Origin of the sequence: Actinokineospora bangkokensis (assembly GCF_001940455.1) — a bacterium.
GTDB lineage: Bacteria > Actinomycetota > Actinomycetes > Mycobacteriales > Pseudonocardiaceae > Actinokineospora > Actinokineospora bangkokensis.
Map to the genome: position 1 here is coordinate 191,412 of NZ_MKQR01000026.1, position 22,523 is coordinate 213,934.

22 protein-coding genes are annotated in these 22,523 nt (G+C 73.2%); 14 read left to right on the forward strand and 8 right to left on the reverse strand.

Annotated features, from left to right (window positions below; genetic code table 11):
• On the reverse strand, positions 1-577 hold a 577-nt coding region (gene upp / locus BJP25_RS23490; RefSeq protein WP_075977174.1), incomplete at its 3' end, for a uracil phosphoribosyltransferase.
• A gap of 73 nt (positions 578-650) precedes the next feature.
• Here upp and BJP25_RS23495 point away from each other — a divergent pair.
• From BJP25_RS23495 to BJP25_RS23545, 11 genes are all read left to right on the forward strand, one after another.
• A complete protein-coding gene (locus tag BJP25_RS23495; protein ID WP_075977780.1) occupies positions 651-1,307 on the forward strand; it encodes a DUF1707 SHOCT-like domain-containing protein in 657 nt (218 codons plus the stop codon).
• A 95-nt stretch (positions 1,308-1,402) separates the two neighbouring features.
• Positions 1,403-2,266: a hypothetical protein gene (locus BJP25_RS23500; protein WP_075977175.1), complete on the forward strand. Its 864-nt coding sequence runs from the start codon at positions 1,403-1,405 to the stop codon at positions 2,264-2,266.
• 142 nt (positions 2,267-2,408) lie between these two features.
• Positions 2,409-3,323 (forward strand): alpha/beta fold hydrolase, encoded by a 915-nt coding sequence (locus BJP25_RS23505; protein WP_233158267.1) that lies wholly within the window; start codon positions 2,409-2,411, stop codon positions 3,321-3,323.
• A 369-nt stretch (positions 3,324-3,692) separates the two neighbouring features.
• Positions 3,693-4,670 carry a deoxyribose-phosphate aldolase gene (deoC, locus tag BJP25_RS23510; protein ID WP_075977176.1) on the forward strand — a complete coding sequence of 326 codons (978 nt, stop codon included), beginning with the start codon at positions 3,693-3,695 and terminating at the stop codon, positions 4,668-4,670.
• Positions 4,671-4,673: 3 nt separating this feature from the next.
• Entirely contained in the window at positions 4,674-6,104 is a 1,431-nt protein-coding gene (locus tag BJP25_RS23515; protein WP_075977177.1) for an aldehyde dehydrogenase family protein, read from the forward strand.
• The gene (locus BJP25_RS23520; RefSeq protein ID WP_075977178.1) at positions 6,097-6,957 is read left to right on the forward strand and encodes an aldehyde dehydrogenase family protein; all 861 of its coding nucleotides are present in this window, start codon (positions 6,097-6,099) and stop codon (positions 6,955-6,957) included. Before BJP25_RS23515 ends, BJP25_RS23520 begins: the two co-directional genes overlap by 8 nt.
• A gap of 79 nt (positions 6,958-7,036) precedes the next feature.
• A complete protein-coding gene (locus BJP25_RS23525) occupies positions 7,037-7,402 on the forward strand; it encodes a hypothetical protein (RefSeq protein ID WP_075977179.1) in 366 nt (121 codons plus the stop codon).
• Complete coding sequence (locus BJP25_RS36330) at positions 7,399-8,523, forward strand: C40 family peptidase (RefSeq protein ID WP_269844573.1); 1,125 nt, start codon at positions 7,399-7,401, stop codon at positions 8,521-8,523. Before BJP25_RS23525 ends, BJP25_RS36330 begins: the two co-directional genes overlap by 4 nt.
• Before the next feature lie 10 nt (positions 8,524-8,533).
• Positions 8,534-8,941 carry a hypothetical protein gene (locus BJP25_RS23535; RefSeq protein ID WP_075977180.1) on the forward strand — a complete coding sequence of 136 codons (408 nt, stop codon included), beginning with the start codon at positions 8,534-8,536 and terminating at the stop codon, positions 8,939-8,941.
• Positions 8,938-9,465, forward strand: a complete 528-nt coding sequence (locus BJP25_RS23540; RefSeq protein WP_075977181.1) for a YbaB/EbfC family nucleoid-associated protein — start codon at positions 8,938-8,940, stop codon at positions 9,463-9,465. Before BJP25_RS23535 ends, BJP25_RS23540 begins: the two co-directional genes overlap by 4 nt.
• 440 nt (positions 9,466-9,905) lie before the next feature.
• A complete protein-coding gene (locus BJP25_RS23545) occupies positions 9,906-11,150 on the forward strand; it encodes a primosomal protein (protein ID WP_075977182.1) in 1,245 nt (414 codons plus the stop codon).
• A gap of 61 nt (positions 11,151-11,211) precedes the next feature.
• On the opposite strand, the gene BJP25_RS23550 is transcribed toward BJP25_RS23545, so the two are convergent.
• Entirely contained in the window at positions 11,212-12,309 is a 1,098-nt protein-coding gene (locus BJP25_RS23550; protein ID WP_075977183.1) for an adenosine deaminase, read from the reverse strand.
• Between the two features lie 262 nt (positions 12,310-12,571).
• Between BJP25_RS23550 and BJP25_RS23555 the strand changes: the two genes are divergently transcribed.
• Positions 12,572-13,846 carry a hypothetical protein gene (locus BJP25_RS23555; protein ID WP_408607213.1) on the forward strand — a complete coding sequence of 425 codons (1,275 nt, stop codon included), beginning with the start codon at positions 12,572-12,574 and terminating at the stop codon, positions 13,844-13,846.
• A 356-nt stretch (positions 13,847-14,202) separates the two neighbouring features.
• Here the strand turns inward: BJP25_RS23555 and BJP25_RS23560 are convergent, their stop codons facing one another.
• The 6 genes from BJP25_RS23560 to BJP25_RS23585 all read right to left on the reverse strand — a co-directional run bounded on the left by BJP25_RS23560 (position 14,203) and on the right by BJP25_RS23585 (position 21,016).
• Positions 14,203-15,486, reverse strand: coding sequence for a thymidine phosphorylase (locus BJP25_RS23560; RefSeq protein WP_143219272.1), 1,284 nt, complete (start codon positions 15,484-15,486; stop codon positions 14,203-14,205).
• A 65-nt stretch (positions 15,487-15,551) separates the two neighbouring features.
• The gene (locus BJP25_RS23565) at positions 15,552-15,938 is read right to left on the reverse strand and encodes a cytidine deaminase (protein ID WP_075977185.1); all 387 of its coding nucleotides are present in this window, start codon (positions 15,936-15,938) and stop codon (positions 15,552-15,554) included.
• Entirely contained in the window at positions 15,935-17,194 is a 1,260-nt protein-coding gene (locus tag BJP25_RS23570) for an ABC transporter permease (protein WP_075977186.1), read from the reverse strand. Before BJP25_RS23570 ends, BJP25_RS23565 begins: the two co-directional genes overlap by 4 nt.
• Complete coding sequence (locus tag BJP25_RS23575; protein ID WP_075977187.1) at positions 17,191-18,315, reverse strand: ABC transporter permease; 1,125 nt, start codon at positions 18,313-18,315, stop codon at positions 17,191-17,193. The genes BJP25_RS23570 and BJP25_RS23575 overlap by 4 nt, the downstream gene beginning before the upstream one ends.
• Positions 18,312-19,856, reverse strand: a complete 1,545-nt coding sequence (locus BJP25_RS23580; RefSeq protein WP_075977188.1) for an ABC transporter ATP-binding protein — start codon at positions 19,854-19,856, stop codon at positions 18,312-18,314. The genes BJP25_RS23575 and BJP25_RS23580 overlap by 4 nt, the downstream gene beginning before the upstream one ends.
• Before the next feature lie 110 nt (positions 19,857-19,966).
• Positions 19,967-21,016 (reverse strand): BMP family lipoprotein, encoded by a 1,050-nt coding sequence (locus BJP25_RS23585; protein ID WP_198943592.1) that lies wholly within the window; start codon positions 21,014-21,016, stop codon positions 19,967-19,969.
• Positions 21,017-21,656: 640 nt separating this feature from the next.
• Between BJP25_RS23585 and sdhC the strand changes: the two genes are divergently transcribed.
• Both sdhC and BJP25_RS23595 read left to right on the forward strand, forming a co-directional pair.
• Positions 21,657-22,088, forward strand: a complete 432-nt coding sequence (gene sdhC, locus BJP25_RS23590; RefSeq protein ID WP_075977190.1) for a succinate dehydrogenase, cytochrome b556 subunit — start codon at positions 21,657-21,659, stop codon at positions 22,086-22,088.
• A 2-nt stretch (positions 22,089-22,090) separates the two neighbouring features.
• Entirely contained in the window at positions 22,091-22,501 is a 411-nt protein-coding gene (locus BJP25_RS23595; RefSeq protein WP_075977191.1) for a succinate dehydrogenase hydrophobic membrane anchor subunit, read from the forward strand.
• The last annotated feature ends 22 nt before the right edge of the window (positions 22,502-22,523 follow it).

Sequence of the window (22,523 nt, forward strand, 5' to 3'; positions counted from 1 at the left end):
CGATGTAGCCGGAGTCGTTGAGGCGCTCGTCGACGCTGGCGGTGACGAGGCGGACCGGGAGGTCGGCGTCGCGCAGGTGGGCGATGCCCTCGGGGGAGGCCAGGACGCAGACGGCGGTGACGTCGGTGGCGCCGCGGTCGACCAGGAGCTTGATGGTGTAGACCATCGAGCCGCCGGTGGCGAGCATGGGGTCGAGGACGAAGACGGGCCGGCCGGACAGGTCCGGGGGCAGGGACTCCATGTAGGGGGTCGGCTGCAGGGTGCGCTCGTCGCGGGCGAGGCCGACGAAGCCCATCTGGGCGTCGGGGATGAGCTTGTGGGCCTGGTCGGCCATGCCCAGGCCCGCGCGCAGGACGGGGACGAGCAGCGGCGGGTTGGCCAGCCAGTGGCCGTCGGTGCGCGCGACCGGGGTGTGGATGCGCTCGGTGCGGACCTCGGCGCCGCGCATGGCCTCGTAGATGAGCATGACGGTCAGCTCCTGCAGCGCCGCCCGGAAGGTGGCCGGGTCGGTGCGGGCGTCGCGCATGACGGTCAGGCGCGCCTTGGCGAGCGGGTGGTCGACGGCGAGGACGTCCATGGCCGCGAACCCTAGCCGGTCGGACTGCCCGAGTCGCCGTGGCGCGGCGCCCGGTGGCGCTACCCTCGTGCGCGTGAGCGAGCAGCCGAGCGTCCCGGGTCCCGACCAGATGCGCGCCTCCGACGCCGACCGGGAGCGGTTCGCCAAGGTGCTGCACGACGCGATGGCCGAGGGCAGGCTGACCGTCGCCGAGATGGAGGAGCGGCTGGACCTGGTCTACGCCGCCAAGACCTACGGCGACCTGACCCCGCTGCTGCGCGACCTGCCCGGTCAGGACCTGGTGCCGGTGCCCACCCAGCCGCGCGCGCCGCAGCCCGCCGCCGCCCGCGCCGCCGTGCCCGCGAACCCGGACCGGGTCGGCGGGCGGGGCACCTCGTCGAGCGCCATCGCGGTGATGTCCGGCGCCGAGCGCAAGGGCGTGTGGGTGGTGCCGCCGACGTTCAACGCGGTCGCGGTGATGGGCGGGGTGCAGCTGGACCTGTCGCAGGCGAGGTTCGAGGCCGCGGAGACCACCATCCAGGCGTTCGCGCTGATGGGCGGGGTCGAGGTGTTCGTGCCCGAGGACATCACCGTGCACGTCACCGGGTCCGGCTTCATGGGTGGCTTCGGCGGCCGGGTGACCAGCCAGGTCGGGCCGCCCGGGGCGCCGGTCGTGCGGATCACCGGGTTCGCGCTCATGGGCGGGGTGGAGGTCAAGCACGCGCGCAAGCGCGGGCGGATCGCGGAGTGAACTCCGTCTCTTGACGACCGAGGGGTTGTTACGCCGGGCGGGTGACCTCCGATACGGGGACAACCCCGTCGTCCCCCGCCCGGAGGTGCCCGCCCATGCGGCTGTTCCCCCGCAAGCGCGCCGCGACGGCGCCCGCGCCCGCGCTGCCACCGCCGGACGACCTGCTGCCGCTGCCCGACTGCGGCCGGGTGCCCGTGCTGGGGTCCGGCGCCCACCAGGCCGAGCTGACCGCCGCCGCGCACGGCCGGGCGGCGGGCGCCGACCTCGACCGGCACCTGCCCGCCACCGCCGCGCTGGTGCCCGACCCGGCCAGCAGGCACGGGGTGCGGGTGGACGTGCTGGTCGACGGCGCCGTCCGCACGGTGGGGGCGCTGCCCCGCGAGATCGGCCTGGAGTACCGGCCCGCGCTGGCGCGGGTGGGCGACCGGGGGCAGCTGGGCACGTGCCCGGCGCGGATCACCGGGGGCGGTGGCAACCCGTACGGGGTGTACCTGCTGCTCGCGCCGCCGCGCGAGATCGAGGTGTTCACCGGCGCGCGCGACCCGGTGGTGGCCGAGGGCTCGAACCTGCGGGTGCTGCTGTGGAACGAGCGCACGTGCGGGGTCACCCGCGAGGACGAGCACCAGGACGCGCTGGTCGACTACGCGCCGTTCCCCGGCCAGCAGACCCGCGAGGTGATCGCCTGCCTGGGGTTCTGCCGGATCGACTCCGGCCGGTACCGGGGCGAGGAGGCGATCGAGGTGCAGCTGGGCGGCAGGCGGGTCGGGCAGCTCACCTACGCGATGAGCCTGCGCTACGCGCAGTCGCTGCGCAGGCTGCTCGCCACCGGGGTGGAGGTCACCTGTTCGGCGTTGACCCGCAGCACCCGTGACGGCATCCGGGTCGACCTGCTGCTGCCGCAGCTCACCGACTCCACTGTGGACGCCGTGGGGGTTGACCCAGCCGCAACGCGGCGGTGACGGCCGCACAACACCGGTGGCGCCCAATGGGCGCATGAGCGAAGGCGTCAGCGTGGTGCCCCGGTCGCGCACCGGTGCCACCGACCTGGACCACGTCGGCCTGCGGTTCCGCACCGTGCACGGCTACCGCAGGGCGTTCCGGATGGCCGGTTCGGGGCCCGCGGTGCTGCTGGTGCACGGCATCAGCGACAACTCCGGGACCTGGCTGCGGGTGCTGTCCGACCTCGCCAGGACGCACACCGTCATCGCCCCCGACCTGCTCGGCCACGGCAAGTCGGACAAGCCGCGCGCCGACTACGCGGCCGCCGCCTACGCCTGCGGCATGCGCGACCTGCTCAGCGTGCTCGACGTCGACCGGGTCACCGTCGTCGGCCACTCGCTCGGCGGCGGGGTGGCCATGCAGTTCGCCTACCAGTTCCCCGACCGCTGCGAGCGCCTGGTGCTCGTCAGCAGCGGCGGCGTCAGCCGGGAGGTGCACCCGGCGCTGCGCCTGGCGGCCATGCCCGGCGCGGAGCTCGCGATGCCCGTCATCGCCTCGGCACCCGTCCGGTCCCTGGTCGCCAGGATCGCCCCCTGGCTGCCGCCGGTCGCGGGCCTGGACTTCGGCCCCGACCTCGACTACGCCCTGGAGCGCTACGCGGGCCTGCGCGACCCGTCGGCCCGCACGGCCTTCCTGCGCACCCTGCGCTCGGTGGTCGACGTCCGCGGCCAGGTGGTGACGATGCTCGACCGCTGCTACCTGACCCGCGGCATCCCCACCCTGCTGCTGTGGGGCGCCAGGGACCGCATCATCCCCGCCGCCCACGCCCAGCTCGCCCACGCCGCCATGCCCGGCAGCAGGCTGGAGGTCTTCGACGACTCCGGCCACTTCCCCCACCACACCGAACCGCAGCGCTTCCTGGCCACCCTCCTCGACTTCATCGCCACCACCGAACCCGCCCAGTACGACCCGGCGAAGTGGCGCTCCATCCTCCGCGAGGGCCGCGGCCCCGAACGCGCCCAGCAACCCGCCACCGTCGCCCGCATCGACCGCTACACCGTCTCGTCCGGCTCCTAGGCCGCGTTCCGCAACCCGCTCCCCAACCCGGCGACCCCACCTGGCACCACGGGCGCCTGTCCCGCCCGGGGCAACCCGGCACGCGATCTGACGCCGCCACTCTCGGGAACACGCCCTGGACGCCCCCGGTTACCAGAGAACCCGGCCTCGCGCCAGCGTCCATCCACAGGCCCCGGGGGACCCCCGATTTCCATTCTCCCGCACTGGCGGCGCGCGCGGGAAAACCATCCACAGGGCCCAGGGATCCCCCATTTCCATTCTCCCGCAAGGGGCGGGTGGGCAGGGGGAACCATCCACAGGGCCGGACCTGTCCACAGGCCTGGACCGGGACAGGCCGGAGGGGCCGGTGCAGGTCCTAGACTCGGCGGCATGGCACAGGCGCACACGTCGACAGCCCCGGGCGGCGGGTCACCACCCGCGTTCGCGGACGCGACCAGGGATGAGACCTCGCTGCGGCGGTTCCTGCACGGGTTGCCCGGGGTGGACGCCGTGGGGGTGGAGCAGCGGGCGGCCGGGTTGGCGACGCGGAGCATCAAGAAGGCCAGCAAGCTCTGGGCGATCGACACGGCCATCTCGATGGTGGACCTGACCACGCTGGAGGGGGCCGATACCGCGGGGAAGGTGCGGTCGCTGTGCGCGAAGGGCAGGCGGCCGGACCCGGAGGTGCCCGGGGTGCCGTCGGTGGCGGCCATCTGCGTGTACCCGGACATGGTGGCCACGGCCGTCGACCAGCTCGCGGGCAGCGGGATCGGGGTCGCCAGCGTCGCGACCGCGTTCCCGTCGGGGCGGTCGTCGCTGAAGGTGAAGCTGGAGGACACCGCGTTCGCCGTGGAGCAGGGGGCCACCGAGATCGATATGGTGATCGACCGGGGGGCGTTCCTGTCCGGGCGGTACGGGCAGGTGTTCGACGAGATCCGGCAGGTCAAGGCCGCCTGCGGGGACGCGCACCTCAAGGTCATCCTGGAGACCGGGGAGCTGGCCACCTACGACAACGCGCGGCGGGCGTCGTGGCTGGCGCTGCTGGCCGGTGGCGACTTCATCAAGACCTCCACCGGCAAGGTCTCGCCCGCGGCGACGCTGCCGGTGACGCACGTGATGCTCCAGGCGGTGCACGACTGGCACGCCGCGACCGGGGAGCTGCGCGGGGTCAAGCCCGCGGGCGGGATCCGCACGACCAAGGACGCCGTGCGGTACCTGGTGGCCGTGCGCGAGGTGGCGGGCGAGCGGTGGCTGGACCCGCGCCTGTTCCGCTTCGGCGCCTCCAGCCTGCTCAACGACCTGCTGATGCAGCGCCGCACCCAGCTCAGCGGCCACTACAGCGGTCCCGACTACGTGACGGTGGACTAGACGATGACCTGGGAGTACGCACCCGCGCCCGAGTCGCGGGACATCGCCAACCTCAAGCCCAGCTACCGGATGTTCGTCGACGGCGAGTTCGTCGAGGGCGGCGGTGAGCCGCTGAAGTCGGTGAACCCGGCGACCGAGGAGGTCCTGGCCGAGGTCTCCACCGCGAACCAGGCCGACGTCGACCGCGCGGTCAAGGCGGCGCAGCGGGCGCAGGAGAAGGTGTGGGGGCGCATGCCCGGCACCGAGCGCGCCAAGTACGTGTTCCGGATCGCGCGGGTGATCGCCGAGCGGGCGCGCGAGCTGGCGGTGCTGGAGTCGCTGGACAACGGCAAGCCGATCAAGGAGGCGCGCGACGTCGACGTGCCGACGGCCTCGGCGCACTTCTTCTACCACGCGGGGTGGGCCGACAAGCTGGAGTACGCGGGCTTCGGCCCGGACCCGCGACCGCTGGGCGTCGCCGGGCAGGTGATCCCGTGGAACTTCCCGCTGCTGATGGCCGCCTGGAAGATCGCGCCCGCGCTGGCCTGCGGCAACACCGTGGTGCTCAAGCCCGCCGAGACGACCCCGCTCACCGCGCTGGTGCTCGCGGAGATCATCCAGCAGGCCGAGCTGCCGCCGGGCGTGGTGAACGTGCTGCCCGGCGCCGGGGACGTCGGCGCCGCGGTGGTCGGGCACCCCGGGGTGCGCAAGGTGGCCTTCACCGGCTCGACCGAGGTCGGCAAGTCGATCCAGCGGGGGCTGGCGGGCAGCGGCAAGAAGCTGACCCTGGAGCTGGGCGGCAAGGCCGCCAACGTGGTCTTCGACGACGCCCCGCTCGACCAGGCCGTCGAGGGCATCGTCAACGGCATCTTCTTCAACCAGGGCCACGTGTGCTGCGCGGGGTCGCGGCTGCTGGTGCAGGAGTCGGTGGCCGAGGAGCTGCTGGACAAGCTGCACAAGCGGGTGGCGACGCTGCGCGTGGGCGACCCGCTGGACAAGAACACCGACGTGGGCGCGATCAACTCCCGCGAGCAGCTGACCAAGATCCAGGAGCTGGTGGCCTCCGGGGAGGCCGAGGGCGCCGAGCGCTGGACCAGCCCGTGCCCGCTGCCGGACAAGGGCTTCTTCTTCGCCCCCACGGTGTTCGCGGGGGTCAGCCAGGCCATGCGCATCGCCCGGGAGGAGATCTTCGGCCCCGTGCTGTCGGTGCTGACCTTCCGCACCCCGGACGAGGCCGTGGCCAAGGCGAACAACACCCCCTACGGGCTGTCGGCGGGCATCTGGACCGAGAAGGGCAGCCGCATCCTGTGGATGGCCGACCAGCTGCGCGCGGGCGTGGTGTGGGCCAACACGTTCAACCGCTTCGACCCCACCGCCCCCTTCGGCGGCTACCAGGAGTCCGGGTTCGGCCGCGAGGGCGGCCGCGCGGGGCTGGAGGCCTACCTCGATGTCTGACCGCATCTCCGTCGCCAAGACCTACAAGCTCTACCTGGGCGGGGCGTTCCCCCGCTCGGAGTCGGGGCGCACGTACCAGGTGACCGACGCCAAGGGCCGGTTCCTGGCCAACGCCGCGCACGCCTCCCGCAAGGACCTGCGCGAGGCCGTCGGCGCCGCGCGCAAGGCCTTCGGGAAGTGGTCGGGCGCCACCGCCTACAACCGCGGCCAGGTGCTCTACCGGGTCGCGGAGGTGCTGGAGGGCCGCCGCGACCAGTTCACCGCCGAGGTGGCCGCCTGCGAGGGCGTCGCGGAGAAGAAGGCCCAGGCGCTGGTGGACGCGGCCGTGGACCGGTGGGTCTGGTACGCGGGCTGGACCGACAAGCTGGCCACCGTGCTGGGGTCGGCGAACCCGGTGGCGGGGCCGTACTTCTCCTTCTCGGTGCCGGAGCCGACCGGGGTGGTGGGCGTGCTGGCCCCGCAGGACTCCTCGCTGCTGGGGCTGGTCAGCGTGCTGGCGCCGGTGCTGGCCACCGGGTCGACCGCGGTGGTGGTCAGCAGCGCGCGCAGGCCGCTGCCCGCGATCACCCTCTCGGAGGTGCTGGCCACCTCCGACGTGCCCGGCGGGGTGGTGAACCTGCTGACCGGGTTCACCGGGGAGCTGGCGCCGTGGCTGGCCGCGCACGCCGACGTCAACGCCCTCGACCTCACCGGCGCGGCGCCGGAGGAGCGGGCGGCGCTGGAGGAGGCGGCGGCGGGCACGGTGAAGCGGGTGCTGCGGCCGACGGGCACCGACTGGACCGCGCACCCGGGCACCGCCCGGCTGCGGGCGGTGCTGGAGACGAAGACGGTGTGGCACCCGATGGGCGCTTGAGGGGCGAAAACGGGCGGAACGGGAGCCACGGGGCGCCGGGGGGCGTCACACTCGTGGAGCGAGGATCAGGGGGACGACCATGAGCACACCCGGCACACCACCGGGACCGCCGCCGGGGCGGTCGGACGTCGGCGGCTACCACGGCGACGAGGAGGCTTTCGCGGCCTACACCGCCGCCGTGCGGCCGCTGGCCGAGCGCCTGCACAGCACAGCCGACCAGCACGGCGGCGCCGACTTCGGCGAGCACGCCTTCTCCAAGATCGGCAGCGAGGTGGGGCTGGCCGGGGCGCTGCGCGCGGCCGGGCTGCGCCAGCACCGGGGCGTGCGCGAGCTGGCGAACTCGCTCGACGGCACCGCGCAGGCCGTGCGCAACACCTGGACCAACATCGTCGGCACCGAGCAGGACGCGGGCCAGGCCCTGCGCCGGGCGGCGGGTGAGGTGTGAGCACCCCCGTGCACCAGCTGCTCGAACCGCTGGTCCAGCCCGCGGCCACCGCCCAGCGGCACCTGGCCACCGACGACGACGCCATCGACCAGGTGGGCCGCGCGCACGCCGGGTACGCCAGCACGCTGACCGCCGTCGGGGAGGACGCCACGACCCGCGCGGCGGGCCTGCGCGAGGGGTGGACCGGGCAGGGCGCGGTGCGCCACCAGCAGGACGTGGCCGCCCAGCAGGCCACCGGCGCCGAGCTGAGCACCTACAGCACCCAGGTGCAGCAGGCCGTGCAGCAGGCGTCGGAGATCCTGAAGGTGGGCCAGAAGGTCAACCAGGACCAGCTCGACGCGTTCCACCGCAAGGCCGCCGAGCTGCTGCGGACCGCGGCGGCGCTGCGCCAGGCGGGCGACACCGCGGGCGCGCAGCAGAAGCTCACCGAGCTGACCACCTACGCCGCGCAGCTGACCGGCGACACGTCCACGAACCTGCAGGACGTGATGACCAAGCTGCGCGCGGTCGTCGACCAGGTCAACGGGGGCACCGGCGGGTCGACATCGGCCCAGTCGGCCACCGCGACCGCGCCACCGCCCCCCGCCGCCTACAACGACCGCCAGTCCGGCGGCGGTGGTGGGGGTGGCGGCGGTGGGGGCGGCTACAGCGGCGGGGGCGGTGGTGGCGGGGGCACGGTCACCAAGCGCCGCCTGCCGGTGGCGATCCCGCCGCAGCCGGGCACCGGTGTGGCGGTGAACCTGCCCGACGGCAGCACGGTGATGGCGCCGAACGAGACCGCGGCCAGGGCCGTGCGCGCAGCGCTCGGCCAGCTCGGCGTCCCCTACGTCTGGGGCGGCACGTCCCCGGGCCTCGGCCTGGACTGCTCGGGGCTGACCCAGTACGCCTACGGCGAGGGCGGCCTGGAGATCCCGCGCACCTCCCGCGAGCAGGACATCGGCGCCGAGGTGCCCAGCGCCGACCAGCTGCTGCCCGGCGACCTGGTGTGCTGGGAGGGCCACGTGGCCATGTACATCGGCAACGGGCAGATCGTCGAGGCGGGCGACCCGGTGCAGGTCGGGCCGCTGCGCACCACCAACTCGGGCATGCCGTTCGTCGGCTTCTACCGCCCGACCGGCTGAGGGGGCCGCCGTGGGTTCCGAGATCGATGTCGACCGCGAGCTGGACGCGGTCGCGGCCAAGGTCGAGCGCACCGCCGACGACGCCGCCGGCCGGGTCGCGGGCCCGGTCACCGGCCAGGCGAGCAGCCCGGACGGCGGGGTCACGGTGACCGTGCGCCCCGGCGGCATGCTGTCGGAGGTCGCGCTGACCCCCGCGGCGCTGCGCGCGGGCGCCGAGGCGCTGGCCGCCCAGATCACCCACCTGGCGGGCCTGGCCACCCGCCGCGCGGGCGCCACCATGCACGCCACCCTGGCCCCGGTGCTGGGCCCGGAGGGCGAGCGGCACCTGGCCTCCCTGGGCTACCAGCCCCTCGACGACGACGAGGACGAGACCTACGACAGCCCTCTGGGCCCGCGCACCCGCAGGACCGGCCCGTGACCGGCCGCGACCCCGTCGAGCGCAGCACCGCCCAGCTCATCGCCGACGGCCTGGCCCGCCAGCAGGCCCTGCTCGGCGTCGAGGGCATCCTGGCCGAGGCCCGCGGCACCGCCACCGACAACCACCAGTCCGTCCGCGTCACCGTCGACGGCCGCGGCAGGCTCATCGACCTGTGGCTGCGCCAGGACGCCGTCCGCTGGGGCGCGGACACCCTGGGCAGGCTCATCGTCATGGTGGCCGAGGCGGCCCAGGCCCAGGCCACCCAGCAGGCCTACAACCGCCTCGCCCCCCTCCTCGGCGACACCCTCACCCACGCCGTCGAACTCCTCTCCGGCCGCCCCGCCCCCGCCCGCCAGGACCGCCCCGGCATCACCGCCGAGGAGTTCATGGCCCGCCGCGAAGCCCGCCTCCGCCGCGCCGACGGCACCCCCTCCACCCGCGGCCACGCCCCCCACCCCCCGGACGACTGGGACCCCGACGACCCCCTCGCCTTCGACCCCGCCACCCTCCGCTCCGACCGCTGAGACCACCCCACCAGCACCCCACCCCAAAGTCTTTCCCCAGCCCAACCCCCTCGCAGCAGGCGGCCCGGCTACCCAGGTGCTCGATGGGGTGGTTGCGCTTGGTCGGGGGAGGCGATCATGTGCTACCCAACGGGACGGGCGGGCGTCTTTTCAGCCCGCCTTTTCCCCGCCCGACAGCACATGATCGCCGTAGGGGCCCCGACCAAGCACAACCACCGCATCGAGCCAGCGGGCGAAGCCCCGGCAATCGGGCGAAGCCCGATGCCCCCCGCAGCGCCCTGACGCCCCGCTCCGCAGCACGTCAGCGCCCCCGCACGCCCTGAGATGTCGCTGAGATCTGACCGGTGCCTGTGGCGCGGTGATCGCGACCCCGTAGGCTGCCGACCGGCGTGCGCTCGCGGGCACGCAGGCGGATGGCTGTGCGACCAGGAGGACCTCTGATGGCCCAGGACATCGTCCCGATCGAGCTGGGATTGCCGCAGGGTGACGTGGTCACGCTGTGGGCACCGCGCTGGCGCGAGGACGGCGAGGAGTGGGAGGCCTTCCTCGGGCACGAGGACGACCTCTACGCCTTCCCGGACGCCGCGCACCTGGCGGCGTTCGTGCGGACCGCCGGGGAGCACGACCTGTCCGACCACCCGGCCTGGCACCTGGTGCCCGCGCTGTCGGTGGCCGAGCTGATGCCCGACGACGCCCACCAGTACGACCTGGTCGGGGTGCCGGAGCTGGTGGCGGAGGAGCCGGACACCTGGACGGTGGGCGAGCTGGCCGACATCGTGGCCATCGTGCGCTCGCTGGCCGACGTGTGCGAGCTGGAGGAGGTGCACGAGGTCCTCGACGCCGCCGCCGGGTTCGCCGTGCTCGACCAGGGCACCTTCCCGTTCACCGGCCGCGACGGCGAGCGGCTGTGGACCGACCTGGCCGAGACGATCTCCGAGCGCTGGGACGAGGTCCTCGACGCCCTGGACGCGGTCGTGGCCGTGCCGGAGGTGGACGCCGCCGCGCTGGCCACCAGCTCCGAGGAGCTGGCCGCGTTCCAGGCCGAGACCGAGGCGGCCGAGGCCGAGGACGCCGACACCGAGGACGCCGAGGCGACCGGCGACGAGGACGACGACGCCGAGGAGGCCCCGGTGGGCTTCTGGGGCGAGGTCGGCATCGACCCCATCAAGATCATCGTCGGCGGCCAGGACTACTACACCCTGCGCTGCTACCTCGACGACGAGCCGGTGTTCCTGGGCACAGACGGCAAGATCGACGTGGCGCGGTCCGCCCGCGGCCTGGGCAAGTACCTGGCCACCGAGGACTTGGCCGACAACGACCTGGCCGAGGTCTCCACCTGGGAGGAGGTGGCCACCAAGGCCACCGACGGCTCGCTGGACATCGAGGTCGACACCGACAACACCTACGTCCTGGAGGGCCTGGGCGAGGACTTGGCCGAGGGCGTGGACGCCGTCGACCCCGTCCAGCTCGACCTGGCCGTGGAACTGCTCACCGACGCCGCCGACTGGGCCGAGGACGACTCGGTGGGCGAGGCGCTCAACCAGTCCGAGAGCCTGGGCTGGCTGGTCAGCTTCATCCTCGCGCCGGACCCCACCCGGATGGCGCCCAGCCCGCCCTTCGACGCCGAGTCCGAGGCGTGGAACCAGCTGGTGCAGACCTTCGAGAACCGGCTGACGGTCCGCTAGACCCACCCGCGAACAGCCCCGGTCCCGAGCAGGGCCGGGGCTGTTCGCCGTCCTGGGGCGCTCAGCCCGCGGCGGCGGCCGCGTACCCGGGCTCGATCACCTTCTCGATGAGCTCCAGCCGCTCGTCCCACCCGATGAACGCCGACTCCATCGCGTTCACCGTGAACCGCCGCAGGTCGTCCCACCCGTAGCCGAACGCGTCGACGAGCGCCTGCATCTCCGAGGTCATCGAGCAGGCGGACATGAGCCGGTTGTCGGTGTTCACCGTGACCCGGAAGCGCTGCTCGGCCAGCAGCCCGAACGGGTGCTCGGCGATCGAGGCCGCCGCCCCGGTCTGCAGGTTCGACGACGGGCACAGCTCCAGCGGGATGCGCCGGTCGCGCACGTAGGCGGCCAGGGTGCCCAGCCGGGCGCGGCCGTCCGCGCCGACCTCGATGTCGTCGGCGATGCGCACGCCGTGGCCGAGCCGCTCGGTGCCGCAGTGCTGGATGGCCTCCTGGATCGACGGCAGCCCGAACGCCTCGCCCGCGTGGATCGTGTAGTGCGCGTTGGCCCCGCGCAGCAGGGCGAAGGCGGGCAGGTAGCGGCTGGGCGGGTAGCCCGCCTCGGGGCCGGCGATGTCGAAGCCGACCACGCCCTCGCCGCGGTGGCGCACCACCAGCTCCGCGACCTCCAGCGCGCGGTCGTTCTGGCGCATCGCGCACAGCAGGGTGCCGATGCGGATCGAGCGGCCCGCGGCGGCGGCCCGGCGCACGCCCTCGGCGAACCCGGCCTGCACGGTGGCCACGACCGCGTCGAGGTCGAGGCCGCGCTCGGTGAACAGCTCCGGGGCGTAGCGGACCTCGGCGTAGACGACGCCGTCGGCGGCGAGGTCCTCGGCGCACTCGGCGGCGACCCTGGCCAGCGCCGCCTCGTCCTGCATCACCGCCAGGGTGTGGGCGAAGGTCTCCAGGTAGCGCTCCAGGGAGCCGGAGTCGGCGGACTCGCGGAACCACGCGCCGAGCGCGTCCGGGTCGGTGGTCGGCAGGGCGTGCCCGCGCGCGGCGGCGAGCTCGACGACCGTGGCGGGGCGCAGACCGCCGTCGAGGTGGTCGTGCAGCAGGACCTTGGGCACGCGCAGCAGGGCTGCCGGGGTCACCGGGGCGGCGGCGGTCGACATGCGCGTACAGTACGCCGCCCGGGAGGGCACCCGTTGGAGTAGTCGGACCGTCACGTAAGGTACGCCGGGCACCCAGCGAACGCTGGCGGGACATCGGCCGATTGGTCCAACCAGGCGTGTCTGGACCGCTCAACCTACGACGGGTGGTGTAGTGGACGCCTTCTGGGACTGGTTAGGCTCGACCAGGTCTGCTCCCCCCTCCCCTCCCAGGACGAAGGTCACCTCCGTGAACGAAAACAACCCCACGGTGTCGTTCGACCGGATGCGCAACATGCTCACGCGCGCGGCCGAGATCCGTGAGAGCGAACAGCAGCAGATCTTCGACGCCCTGGACGAGATCCACGCCCGGCTCTCGCCGCTGGAGTCCATCGGGTCGGTGCGCAAGCGGCTGTCGGAGATGCCCGACCGCACCGAGGTGGGGGTGCTGGCCGAGCGCCTGGACGAGGCCATGTCGAAGCTGGAGGCCCAGGACGCGGCGATCGCCGCGATCGGGCGCGCGGTGGAGGGCATCGTCGACAAGCTGGCGACCCCGTTCGCCCAGCTCGACGGGCGGCTGGACGGGGTGGCGGGCCGGTTCGAGGGCGTCGCGGGGCGGATGGACGGCCTGGAGGACAAGCTCACCAGCATCCACCGGCGCATCGACGAGCTCGACCACCACCTGGACAAGCAGGACGGCCGGGTCGAGGCGGTGCCCGCCCTGGTGCACGGGCCGGTGCGCGAGCGCATCGAGATCCTGGAGACGGCGCTGCGCGGGCGCATCGACGAGGTCGACGAGGGCGTGCACGAGCACCTCGACGGCACCAAGGACGCCCTGGCCCGCGCGGTCACCGAGTCCGGCGACGCGGTCACCGGCAAGGTCGACGCGGTGCACGGCCGGGTCGAGGCGGTGCACGGCAAGGTGACCGACTCCACCAACGCCCTGCACGGCCGGTTCACCGAGACCTCGGACGCGGTGCACGGCAAGCTGGACACGGTGCTGGGCAACCTGGAGGACGCCAAGCTGACCCTGTCCTCCTCGGTGGGCGACTCCCGCGAGGCCGTCAGCGGCAAGCTCGACGAGGCCACCGGCGCCCTGCGCGACGCGCTGCAGGAGACCCGCGAGACCGTCGACGCCAGCGAGCGCCTGGAGTCGCTGGCCCAGCGCCTGGAGAAGGTCACCGCCCGCCTGGACGAGATGGCCACCCGCCTGGACGCGGTCGAGGACGGCTTCACCTCCCGCCTGTCCGACCTCGGCGGCACCCTGGAGCAGGCACTGACCAAGGTCGAGGGCACCCTGTCCCACCGCCCCGACGCCGACTCGGTGGAGACCCTGGTCCGCCGCAGCAACGACGAGTCCGTCCGCCGCATCGGCGGCCACCTCGACGAGGCCATGGCCACCTTCGCCGAGCTCATGCTCGGCGGCGCCCAGCCCACCCCGCCCCCGCCCACCACCCTCCCCCGCCAGGGCACCACCCGCCGCCGCACCAACGGCAAGGGCGTCAAGCCCGCCGACAAGCGCGACGACGCCGAGGACAACGACATCGCCGCAGGCGCCTGACAGCAGCACCGGAGGCCCCCGCACCGCACCAGCGGAGCGGGGGCCTCCTGCTGTCCCGCCCCGAGCGGTTGTCCACAGCCCGCCGCGTTGTCCACAGCTGTTGCGCGGGGGTCGAGTTCCGTCGCCCCCCGCCGGTAGCGTTGAAAACAGGGGTCCCCTTGCCCGGGTTACCCCCGCGCCAGCGCGCCACGAGAACGCGGCGGGAATGACCGATCGCAGCAGCAGATGCGCCCCACCGGCTTTGGTTTCCTCGATGACGCCCTTGAAGAAGGTGCCCACCCAACCGGGCCACCCACCCAAGCCCCCGAACCCAACCGGGCCCACCACGCAAGCCCCCGAACCCAACCGAACCCGGGTCACCCCGCTCGAACCACGTCCAGCACGAGCGACCCGCGAGCGGCAGCCGAGTCGCCCACCTCGACCGCCCCCTCCAACGCCGCCAACGCCCCCTCGACAGCCTCCGCGGTGTCCGTGTGCAGCTCCAGCAACGGCTCCCCGGCGACCACGCGGTCACCGGGCTTGGCCAGGCACAGCACCCCGGCGGCGGCCTGCACGGAGTCCTCCTTGCGCGCCCGCCCAGCCCCCAGCCGCCACGCGGCCACGCCGACGCCCAGGGCGTCCAGTCCGGTGAGGACACCGGTGGCGGGTGCCGGGACCACGTGCACGTGCCGGGGCTCCGGCAGGGCGGCATCCGGGTCACCACCCTGAGCGCGGATCATCCGGGCCCACACCTCGTACGCCGCGCCGGAGGCCAGCACGGCAGCAGGGTCCACATCGGACAACCCGGCGAGGGACAGCATCTCCCGCGCCAGCGCCACCGTCAGCTCGACGACGTCGGGCGGTCCGCCGCCGCGCAGCACCTCGACGGACTCGGCCACCTCCACCGCGTTGCCCACCGCGCGGCCCAGCGGCACCGACATGTCCGTGAGCAGCGCGGACACCCGCACCCCGCGCGCCGAGCCGATGCCCACCATCGCCTCGGCCAGCGCGCGGGCGTCCGCCGCGGTCTTCATGAACGCCCCGGACCCGACCTTGACGTCGAGCACCAGGGCGGAGGCGCCCTCGGCGATCTTCTTGCTCATGATGGAGCTGGCGATCAGGGGGATGGACTCCACGGTCCCGGTCACGTCGCGCAGGGCGTAGAGCTTGCGGTCGGCGGGCGCGAGCCCCTCGGTGGCCGCGCACACGACCGCGCCGACGTCGGCGAGCTGGCGGGTGATCTCGTCGGTGGTCAGCCGGGCCCGCCAGCCGGGGATCGACTCCAGCTTGTCCAGGGTGCCGCCGGTGTGCCCGAGCCCGCGCCCCGACAGCTGCGGCACCGCCGCGCCGCAGGCGGCGACCAGCGGGGCCAGCGGCAGCGTGATCTTGTCCCCGACGCCGCCGGTGGAGTGCTTGTCCACGGTGGGCCGGTCGACCCGCAGGTCCAGGACCTCGCCGGAGGCGACCATGGCCTCGGTCCAGCGCACCGTCTCGGCCGTGGTCATCCCGTTGAGCAGGATCGCCATGGCCAGCGCCGCCATCTGCTCGTCGGCCACGGCGCCGCGGGTGTAGGCGTCGACGACCCAGTCGACCTGCTCGTCGGTGAGCCGCGCCCCGTCCCGCTTGGCCCGGATGACGTCGACAGCGCTGAACATCGGCACCCCTTTCCTCACCCGCCACGGTAGCGCCGCGCGGCCGCGGTCGGGGCTCAGCGCCTGGGGTGTGCTCAGGGCAGCTGGGAGGGGCCGAAGGCGTCGGGGAGCACTTCGGACATCGGCAGGATGCCCCGCGGGGTGTCCACCAGGCACTCCGGCCCGCCGAGCTCGTAGAGGACCTGCCTGCACCGGCCGCAGGGCATCAGGAGTTCCCCGGTGCCGCTGCGGCAGGCGAAGGCGACGAGGCGGCCGCCGCCGGTGAGGGCCAGCTGGCCCGCCAGGGCGCACTCGGCGCAGAGGCCGACGCCGTAGGAGGCGTTCTCGACGTTGCAGCCGGTGATGAGGCGGCCGTCGGAGACGACGGCCGCCGCCCCCACCCGCAACCCCGAGTAGGGGCAGTAGGCGAGGGCGGCGGCCGACACCGCTGCGGCGCGCAGCGCGTCCCAGTCGACGGTCACTTGCCCTGGCCCCGGCGGTAGGGCTCGCCGACGGCCTTGGGCACGCGCAGCCGCTGGGCGGCCAGGCCGAGGACCAGGAGGGTGACCACGTAGGGGGCCGCGCCGACCAGCTCGGTGGGGACCTGGTCGGACAGGAAGTACCACAGGGCGAACAGTGCGCCCAGGACGGCGGCGACGGAGGCGAGCACGCGGGCGCCCCTGCGGTACTGCATGACCGCCACGACGAGCAGGGCGATGCCCAGCAGCAGGAGCAGGGCGTGCACGGCCGCGGAGCCGCGCAGGGCCAGCGCGTCGGTGTAGCCGAACAGGGTGGCGCCGGTGGCCAGGCCGCCGGGCCGCCAGTTGCCGAAGATCATCGCGGCGAGGCCGATGAAGCCGCGGCCGCCGGTCTGCCCGTCGCGGAACTGCCCGGAGCTGATGGCCAGGAACGCCCCGCCCAGGCCGGAGAACGCGCCGGAGGCGATGACGGCCAGGTACTTGTACTTGTAGACGTTGACGCCCAGGGACTCCGCGGCGATGGGGGCCTCGCCGCAGGAGCGCAGGCGCAGGCCGAACGGGGTGCGCCAGAGCACCCACGCCGAGCCCGCGACCAGCAGCACGGCCAGCACGGTCAGCAGCGACACCTGGGTCACCAGGCCGCGCAGCAGGCCCGCGACGTCGGAGACGAAGAACCAGTGCTTGGCCTCCACGGTGCCCAGCCCGTCCGACAGCCCGGGGATGGTGATCCGGGTGACGTCGGAGAGCGGGGGCGACTGCTTCTGGCCGCCGCCGGGGGCGCGGGTGAAGTACAGCTTGGACAGGAACAGGGCGGCGCCGGGGGCGAGCAGGTTGATCGCCACGCCGGAGATGATGTGGTCGACGCCGAAGGTCACCGTGGCCACCGCGTGCAGCACGCCGCCGATGACGCCGAGCAGCAGGCCGAACACCACGCCCGCCCACGGACCCCACTGGTAGCCCGCGTACCCGGCGCCGAAGGTGCCGAGCACCATCATGCCCTCAAGGCCGATGTTGGTGACGCCCGCGCGCTCGGACCACATGCCCGCGAGGGCGGCCATGGCCAGCGGCACGGCGGCGGTGAGCGCGGCCTGGACGGTGCCGCCGGAGGTGAGGTCCGTGGCCCCGGCGAGGGTGCGCACGGCGGAGACGACGAGCAGCGCGGCGAGCGCGATCGCGGCGTACAACCAGGCCGGGCGCTTGCCGCGGCGCTGCGGTGGCGGCGGGGCGGTCTGCACGCCCGCGATCAGTCCGGCGGTCACGCGGACACCTCCTCGGCGGTGGCCGCCTTGGTGCGGCCGAGGGCGCGGCCGACGTCGCGCTGCTCGGCGCGGACGCGGTAGCGGCGGACGAGTTCGTAGGCGATGACCACCGACAGGACGATGATGCCCTGCATGATGCCGATGATCTCGCGCGGGATGTTGCTGATGTCCAGCGAGTTCGAGGTGTTGTTGAGGAAGCCCCACAGCAGCGCGGCCAGCGCCATGCCGACCGGGTTGTTGCGCCCGAGCAGGGCCACGGCGATGCCGATGAAGCCGATGCCGGTGGGGAAGTCCAGCGAGTAGGAGTAGCTGGACCCGAGCAGCTGCGGCATGCCGACCAGGCCCGCGACCGCCCCGGAGAGCAGCATCGACCACACGACCATCCGCTTGACGCTGACGCCGCTGGCCACCGCCGCGGACTCCGACAGGCCGGTGGCCTTGAGCTCGAAGCCGAAGCGGGTGCGCGAGAGCACGAACCAGTACACGACGCCCACGGCCGCGGCCAGGAAGAGCAGGCCGAACAGGTCGGAGGAGGAGCCGGCGACCGGGATGCCGGGCACCTGGCCGCCGACGCCGATGGGCGGGGTGCTGACGTTGTTGCTGCCCGGGTTCTCCAGCGCGAGCCGGTCGGGGTTGAGCAGGTAGGACACCAGGAACGTGGCGATCGAGTTGAGCATGATCGTCGAGATCACCTCGCTGACGCCGCGGGTGACCTTGAGCAGCGCGGCGAAGCCCGACCAGGCGGCGCCGACCAGCATGGCGGCGGCGATGGTCATGGCCACCCGCAGCACCGAGGGCAGGCCCTCCATGAAGCTGGCGCCCGCGAGGGCGGCGGAGAGCATGGCGGCGAGCCGGTACTGGCCGTCGACGCCGATGTTGAACAGCTTCATCCGGAAGCCGATCGCCACCGCGACCGCGGCCAGGTAGTACTGCACGGCGCTGTTGATCGAGTTGACGAAGGTGCGCGGGCGCTGCGAGGCGGCCACCATGGCGTCCACGGCGTCCCCGGCGGAGTGCCCGGTGACGGCCAGCACAACCGCGCAGAACGCCGCCGCGAACAGCAGGGCGCCGACCGGGGCGGCCAGCCCCAGCAGCACCGCGCGCGGGTTGATCCGGCTCATCGGGCCTCCTCCTGCTCGGCGCCGGTCATCGCGGAGCCCAGCTGCTCCGGGGTGACGGTGGCCGGGTCGTGGTCGGCGACGAACCTGCCGCGCAGGATCACCGACAGCGCGTCGGACATGCCGATCAGCTCGTCGAGGTCGGCGGAGATGAGCAGCACCGCCAGGTGCTCGGCGCGGGCCCGGCGGATGTGCTCCCAGATGGCGGCCTGCGCGCCGACGTCGACGCCGCGGGTGGGGTGCGAGGCGATGAGCAGCACGGGGTCGCCGCTCATCTCCCGGCCGACGATCAGCTTCTGCTGGTTGCCGCCGGACAGGGCGGAGGCGTGCACGCCGATGCCGGGGGTGCGCACGTCGTAGTCGCGGACGATGCGCTCGGTGTCGGCCTTGGCGCCGCGGATGTCGATGAGCGCGCCGGAGCTGCTGGGCCTGCGGGTCTGGTGGCCGAGCACCCGGTTCTCCCAGAGCGAGGCGTCGAGCAGCACGCCCTGGCGGTGGCGGTCCTCGGGGATGTAGCCCACGCCCGCCTCGCGGCGGTGCCGGGTGGAGGTGTGGGTGATGTCGGCGCCGGAGAGCTCGATGCGCCCGCCGCTGGGCTGGCGGATGCCCATCAGCGCCTCGACCAGCTCGGCTTGGCCGTTGCCCTCCACGCCCGCGATGCCCAGGACCTCGCCCGCGTGGATGGTGAAGGAGATGTCGTCGAGGACGCGGCGGCCGTCGTCGCCGTCGACCGACAGGCCGGTGACGGTGAGCACGGGCACGTCGGTGACGGTGGACTCGCGCAGCTCCGGGACCGGCAGCGAGCTGCCGACCATCAGCTCGGCCAGCTGCCGGGAGGTGACGTCGCGGGGGGACACGCTGGCGACGGTGGTGCCGCGGCGCATGACGGTGATGTCGTCGGCGACCGAGAGCACCTCGTCGAGCTTGTGCGAGATGAACAGGATGGTCAGGCCCTCGGACTTGAGCTCGCGCAGGTTGCCGAACAGCTCGTCGACCTCCTGCGGGACCAGCACGGCGGTGGGCTCGTCGAGGATGAGGGTGCGCGCGCCGCGGTAGAGGACCTTGAGGATCTCGACCCGCTGGCGGGCGCCGACGCCGAGCTCGTCGACCAGCCGGTCCGGCTCGATGCCCAGGCCGTAGGCGTCGGAGATCTCGGCGATGCGGCGGCGGGCGGCGCGGGCGTCCAGGCGCAGCCCGCCCGGCTCGTCGCCGAGCACCACGTTCTCCAGCACGGTGAGGTTGTCGGCCAGCATGAAGTGCTGGTGCACCATGCCGATCCCGGCGCGGATCGCGTCGGCCGGGGAGTGGAAGGCGGTGGGCCGCCCGTCGACGGTGATGTGGCCCTCGTCCGGCTGCTGCATGCCGTAGAGGATCTTCATCAGGGTGGACTTGCCCGCGCCGTTCTCGCCCACCAGGGCGTGCACGGTGCCCGCGCGGACGGTGATGTTGACGTCGGAGTTGGCCACGACGCCGGGGAAGCGCTTGGTGATCCCGAACAGCTCGACCGCCGGGGCGGGTTCGCCGCCTGCTGGCTCGGTTGCCACGAGGGGTTCCTCTTCCGCTGGACTGGGGGGACCTGGGACGGGCCCGCAAACGGCGGACGGACCCGGGCACAACCGCCCGGGCCCGTCCGCCGCGCACCCGACCGGGCGCCCTACTTCGTCGAGGAGACCTTGATCTCGCCCGAGGTGATCTTCTGCTGGTAGGAGTCGAGCTGGGCCTTGATGTCGTCGATCTTGCCGCCGCTGGTGGCGTAGCCGACGCCGCCCGCCTTGAGGTCGTAGAGCTTGGTGCCCGCGGTGAACTTGCCGTCCTTGGCCGCCTTGGTGAAGTCGTACACCGCGGTGTCGACGTTCTTCACCATCGAGGTCAGGATGATGTCCTTGACGTCGGCGAGCGCGGGCTGGTTGTACTGGTCGGAGTCGACGCCGATGCCCAGCTTGCCCTTGGCCTTGGCGGCCTTGAACACGCCGCTGCCGGAGCCGCCCGCCGCGGCGTAGACGATGTCCACACCGGCGTCGAACATGCCGTTGGCGGCGGTCTCGCCCTTGGCCGGGTCGCTGAAGCCGGTGAAGTCCGGCGGCTCGGTCAGGTACTTGACCTGCACCTCGGCGTCGGGCTTGGCGGCCTTGACGCCCGCGGTGAAGCCGACCTCGAACTTCTGGATGAGCGGGGTGTTCACGCCGCCGACGAAGCCGACCTTGTTGGTCGTGGACTTCAGCGCCGCGGCCACGCCGACCAGGAACGAGCCCTGCTCCTCGGCGAAGGTGATGTTCTCGATGTTGTTGGCCTTGGCGTCCTCGCTGTCGACCAGCGCGAACTTGATGTCCGGGAAGTCCGGCGCGACCTTGGCCAGCGGCTGCGCGTAGACGTAGCCGACGGCGATGATGGTGTTGTAGCCGCCCTCGGCGAGCTGGCGGAGCCGGTCCTCCTTCTGGGCGTCGGTCTCGCCCGCGGTGGCCTCCAGCTCCTTGACGTCGATCCCGAACTCCGCCTTGGCCTTGTCCAGGCCGCGCGCGGCGGAGTCGTTGAAGGACTGGTCGCCGCGGCCGCCGATGTCGTAGGCCATGCCGACCTTGATCGACCCGGCGCCCGAGCCGGTGCTGGCGCCGCCGGGCTGGCTGCCGCTGTCCGACCCGCCGCCGCACGCGGTCAGCCCCATGCCGAGCGCGAGCGCCGCCGCCGCCAGTCGAGTACCTCGCATTCGACGCAAGGCTCATCTCCCTCCGGATGTGGACCGCACCGCAGGCTGTGGCCGTGGCACGGGCCGAATGTTCGCGGAACCGTATACGCCAGGCTGCCCACGGGTGGGATCAGGTCACCTCGCCGTGACCCAATCGTTGACACCGCTGTGGCGCACCCGACCCGCGGGCCGGTGACCCCAGGCGGAGCGTAACGAGGCGGGCACGGACCGGCAGCCCCAGCCGCCCCCGATCCCGCCCCGAGCAGCGCGCTCGCCCGTTCGGACGACGACCGGCGGCCCCCGGCGGCGGCCCCGGTCCGTCCGTTGTGGACCGCGGCGGGTCCGGAGTGGAACCGACCGCTATCTACTCGCCAGTAGCTCCAGCGTGACCGATTCAGCGTTACTCGGCCGGATAAACGACCCGGTCACGAATCGGTTCCAACGGCCGGTGCGGGCCATTTCCGATACCGTCGGAATCCCGGCGGAAAACCCCCGATGTGCGCCCCGGCCTGCATGTTCCCTCCGTCACAGAGTGCATCGGCGGAGTGGGTGGCCCCCGCGGGACGGGTCTAGCATCCGATAGGTCAAGGCCCGTTTGCGCGCTTCGCACGTCGTCCGCCCGGGCCCGTAGTCCATCAGCGACGTTGGAGGCCGTCTACCGATGTCCGACTCGGCCATGGCTACCGAGCAGGTAGCGGCGCGCGGGTCCCGGCGCAACGGGACGCTCTACCGGGGTGACCCCGGCATGTGGTCGTGGGTGGCCCACCGGATCACCGGTGTGCTCACCTTCTTCTTCCTCTTCGCGCACGTGCTCGACACCGCCCTGGTGCGGGTGTCGCCGAACGCGTACGACGAGGTCATCGAGACCTACAAGACCCCCCTGGTCAACCTCCTGGAGGTCGGCCTGGTCGGCGCGGTGCTGTTCCACGCGCTCAACGGCCTGCGGGTCATGCTGGTCGACTTCTGGTCCCAGGGCCCGCGCTACCAGCGCCCGATGCTGTGGACCATCCTCGGGATCTGGGTCGTGGTCATGGTGCCGGGCGCCTACTTCATGATGGTCCGCACGGTGTCCGAGATGTTCGGGGGTAGCTGACGATGGCGCTGGCACTGGACAAGCCCCGCAGCCCCCGCCGCCCCGCCGCGCGCCGGTCGAACTTCGAGATGGCCAGCTGGCTGTTCATGCGCATCTCGGGCGTGGCGCTGATCGTGCTGGTGCTCGGGCACCTGTTCATCATGAACATCCTCGACGGCGGCGTGCACCGGATCAACTTCGCCTTCGTCGCGGGCCGCTGGTCGAGCCCGTTCTGGCAGCTGTGGGACCTGTCGATGCTCTGGCTGGCGGAGATCCACGGCGGCAACGGCCTGCGCACGGTCATCAACGACTACGCGCGCAAGGACGCCACCCGGTTCTGGCTGAAGGTCCTGCTCTACGTCTCGATGGTCGTCATCCTCGGCCTGGGCTCGTACGTGATCTTCACCTTCGACGCCACCATCCCCGCGAACTGACCACCCCCACCACGGAGAGCGG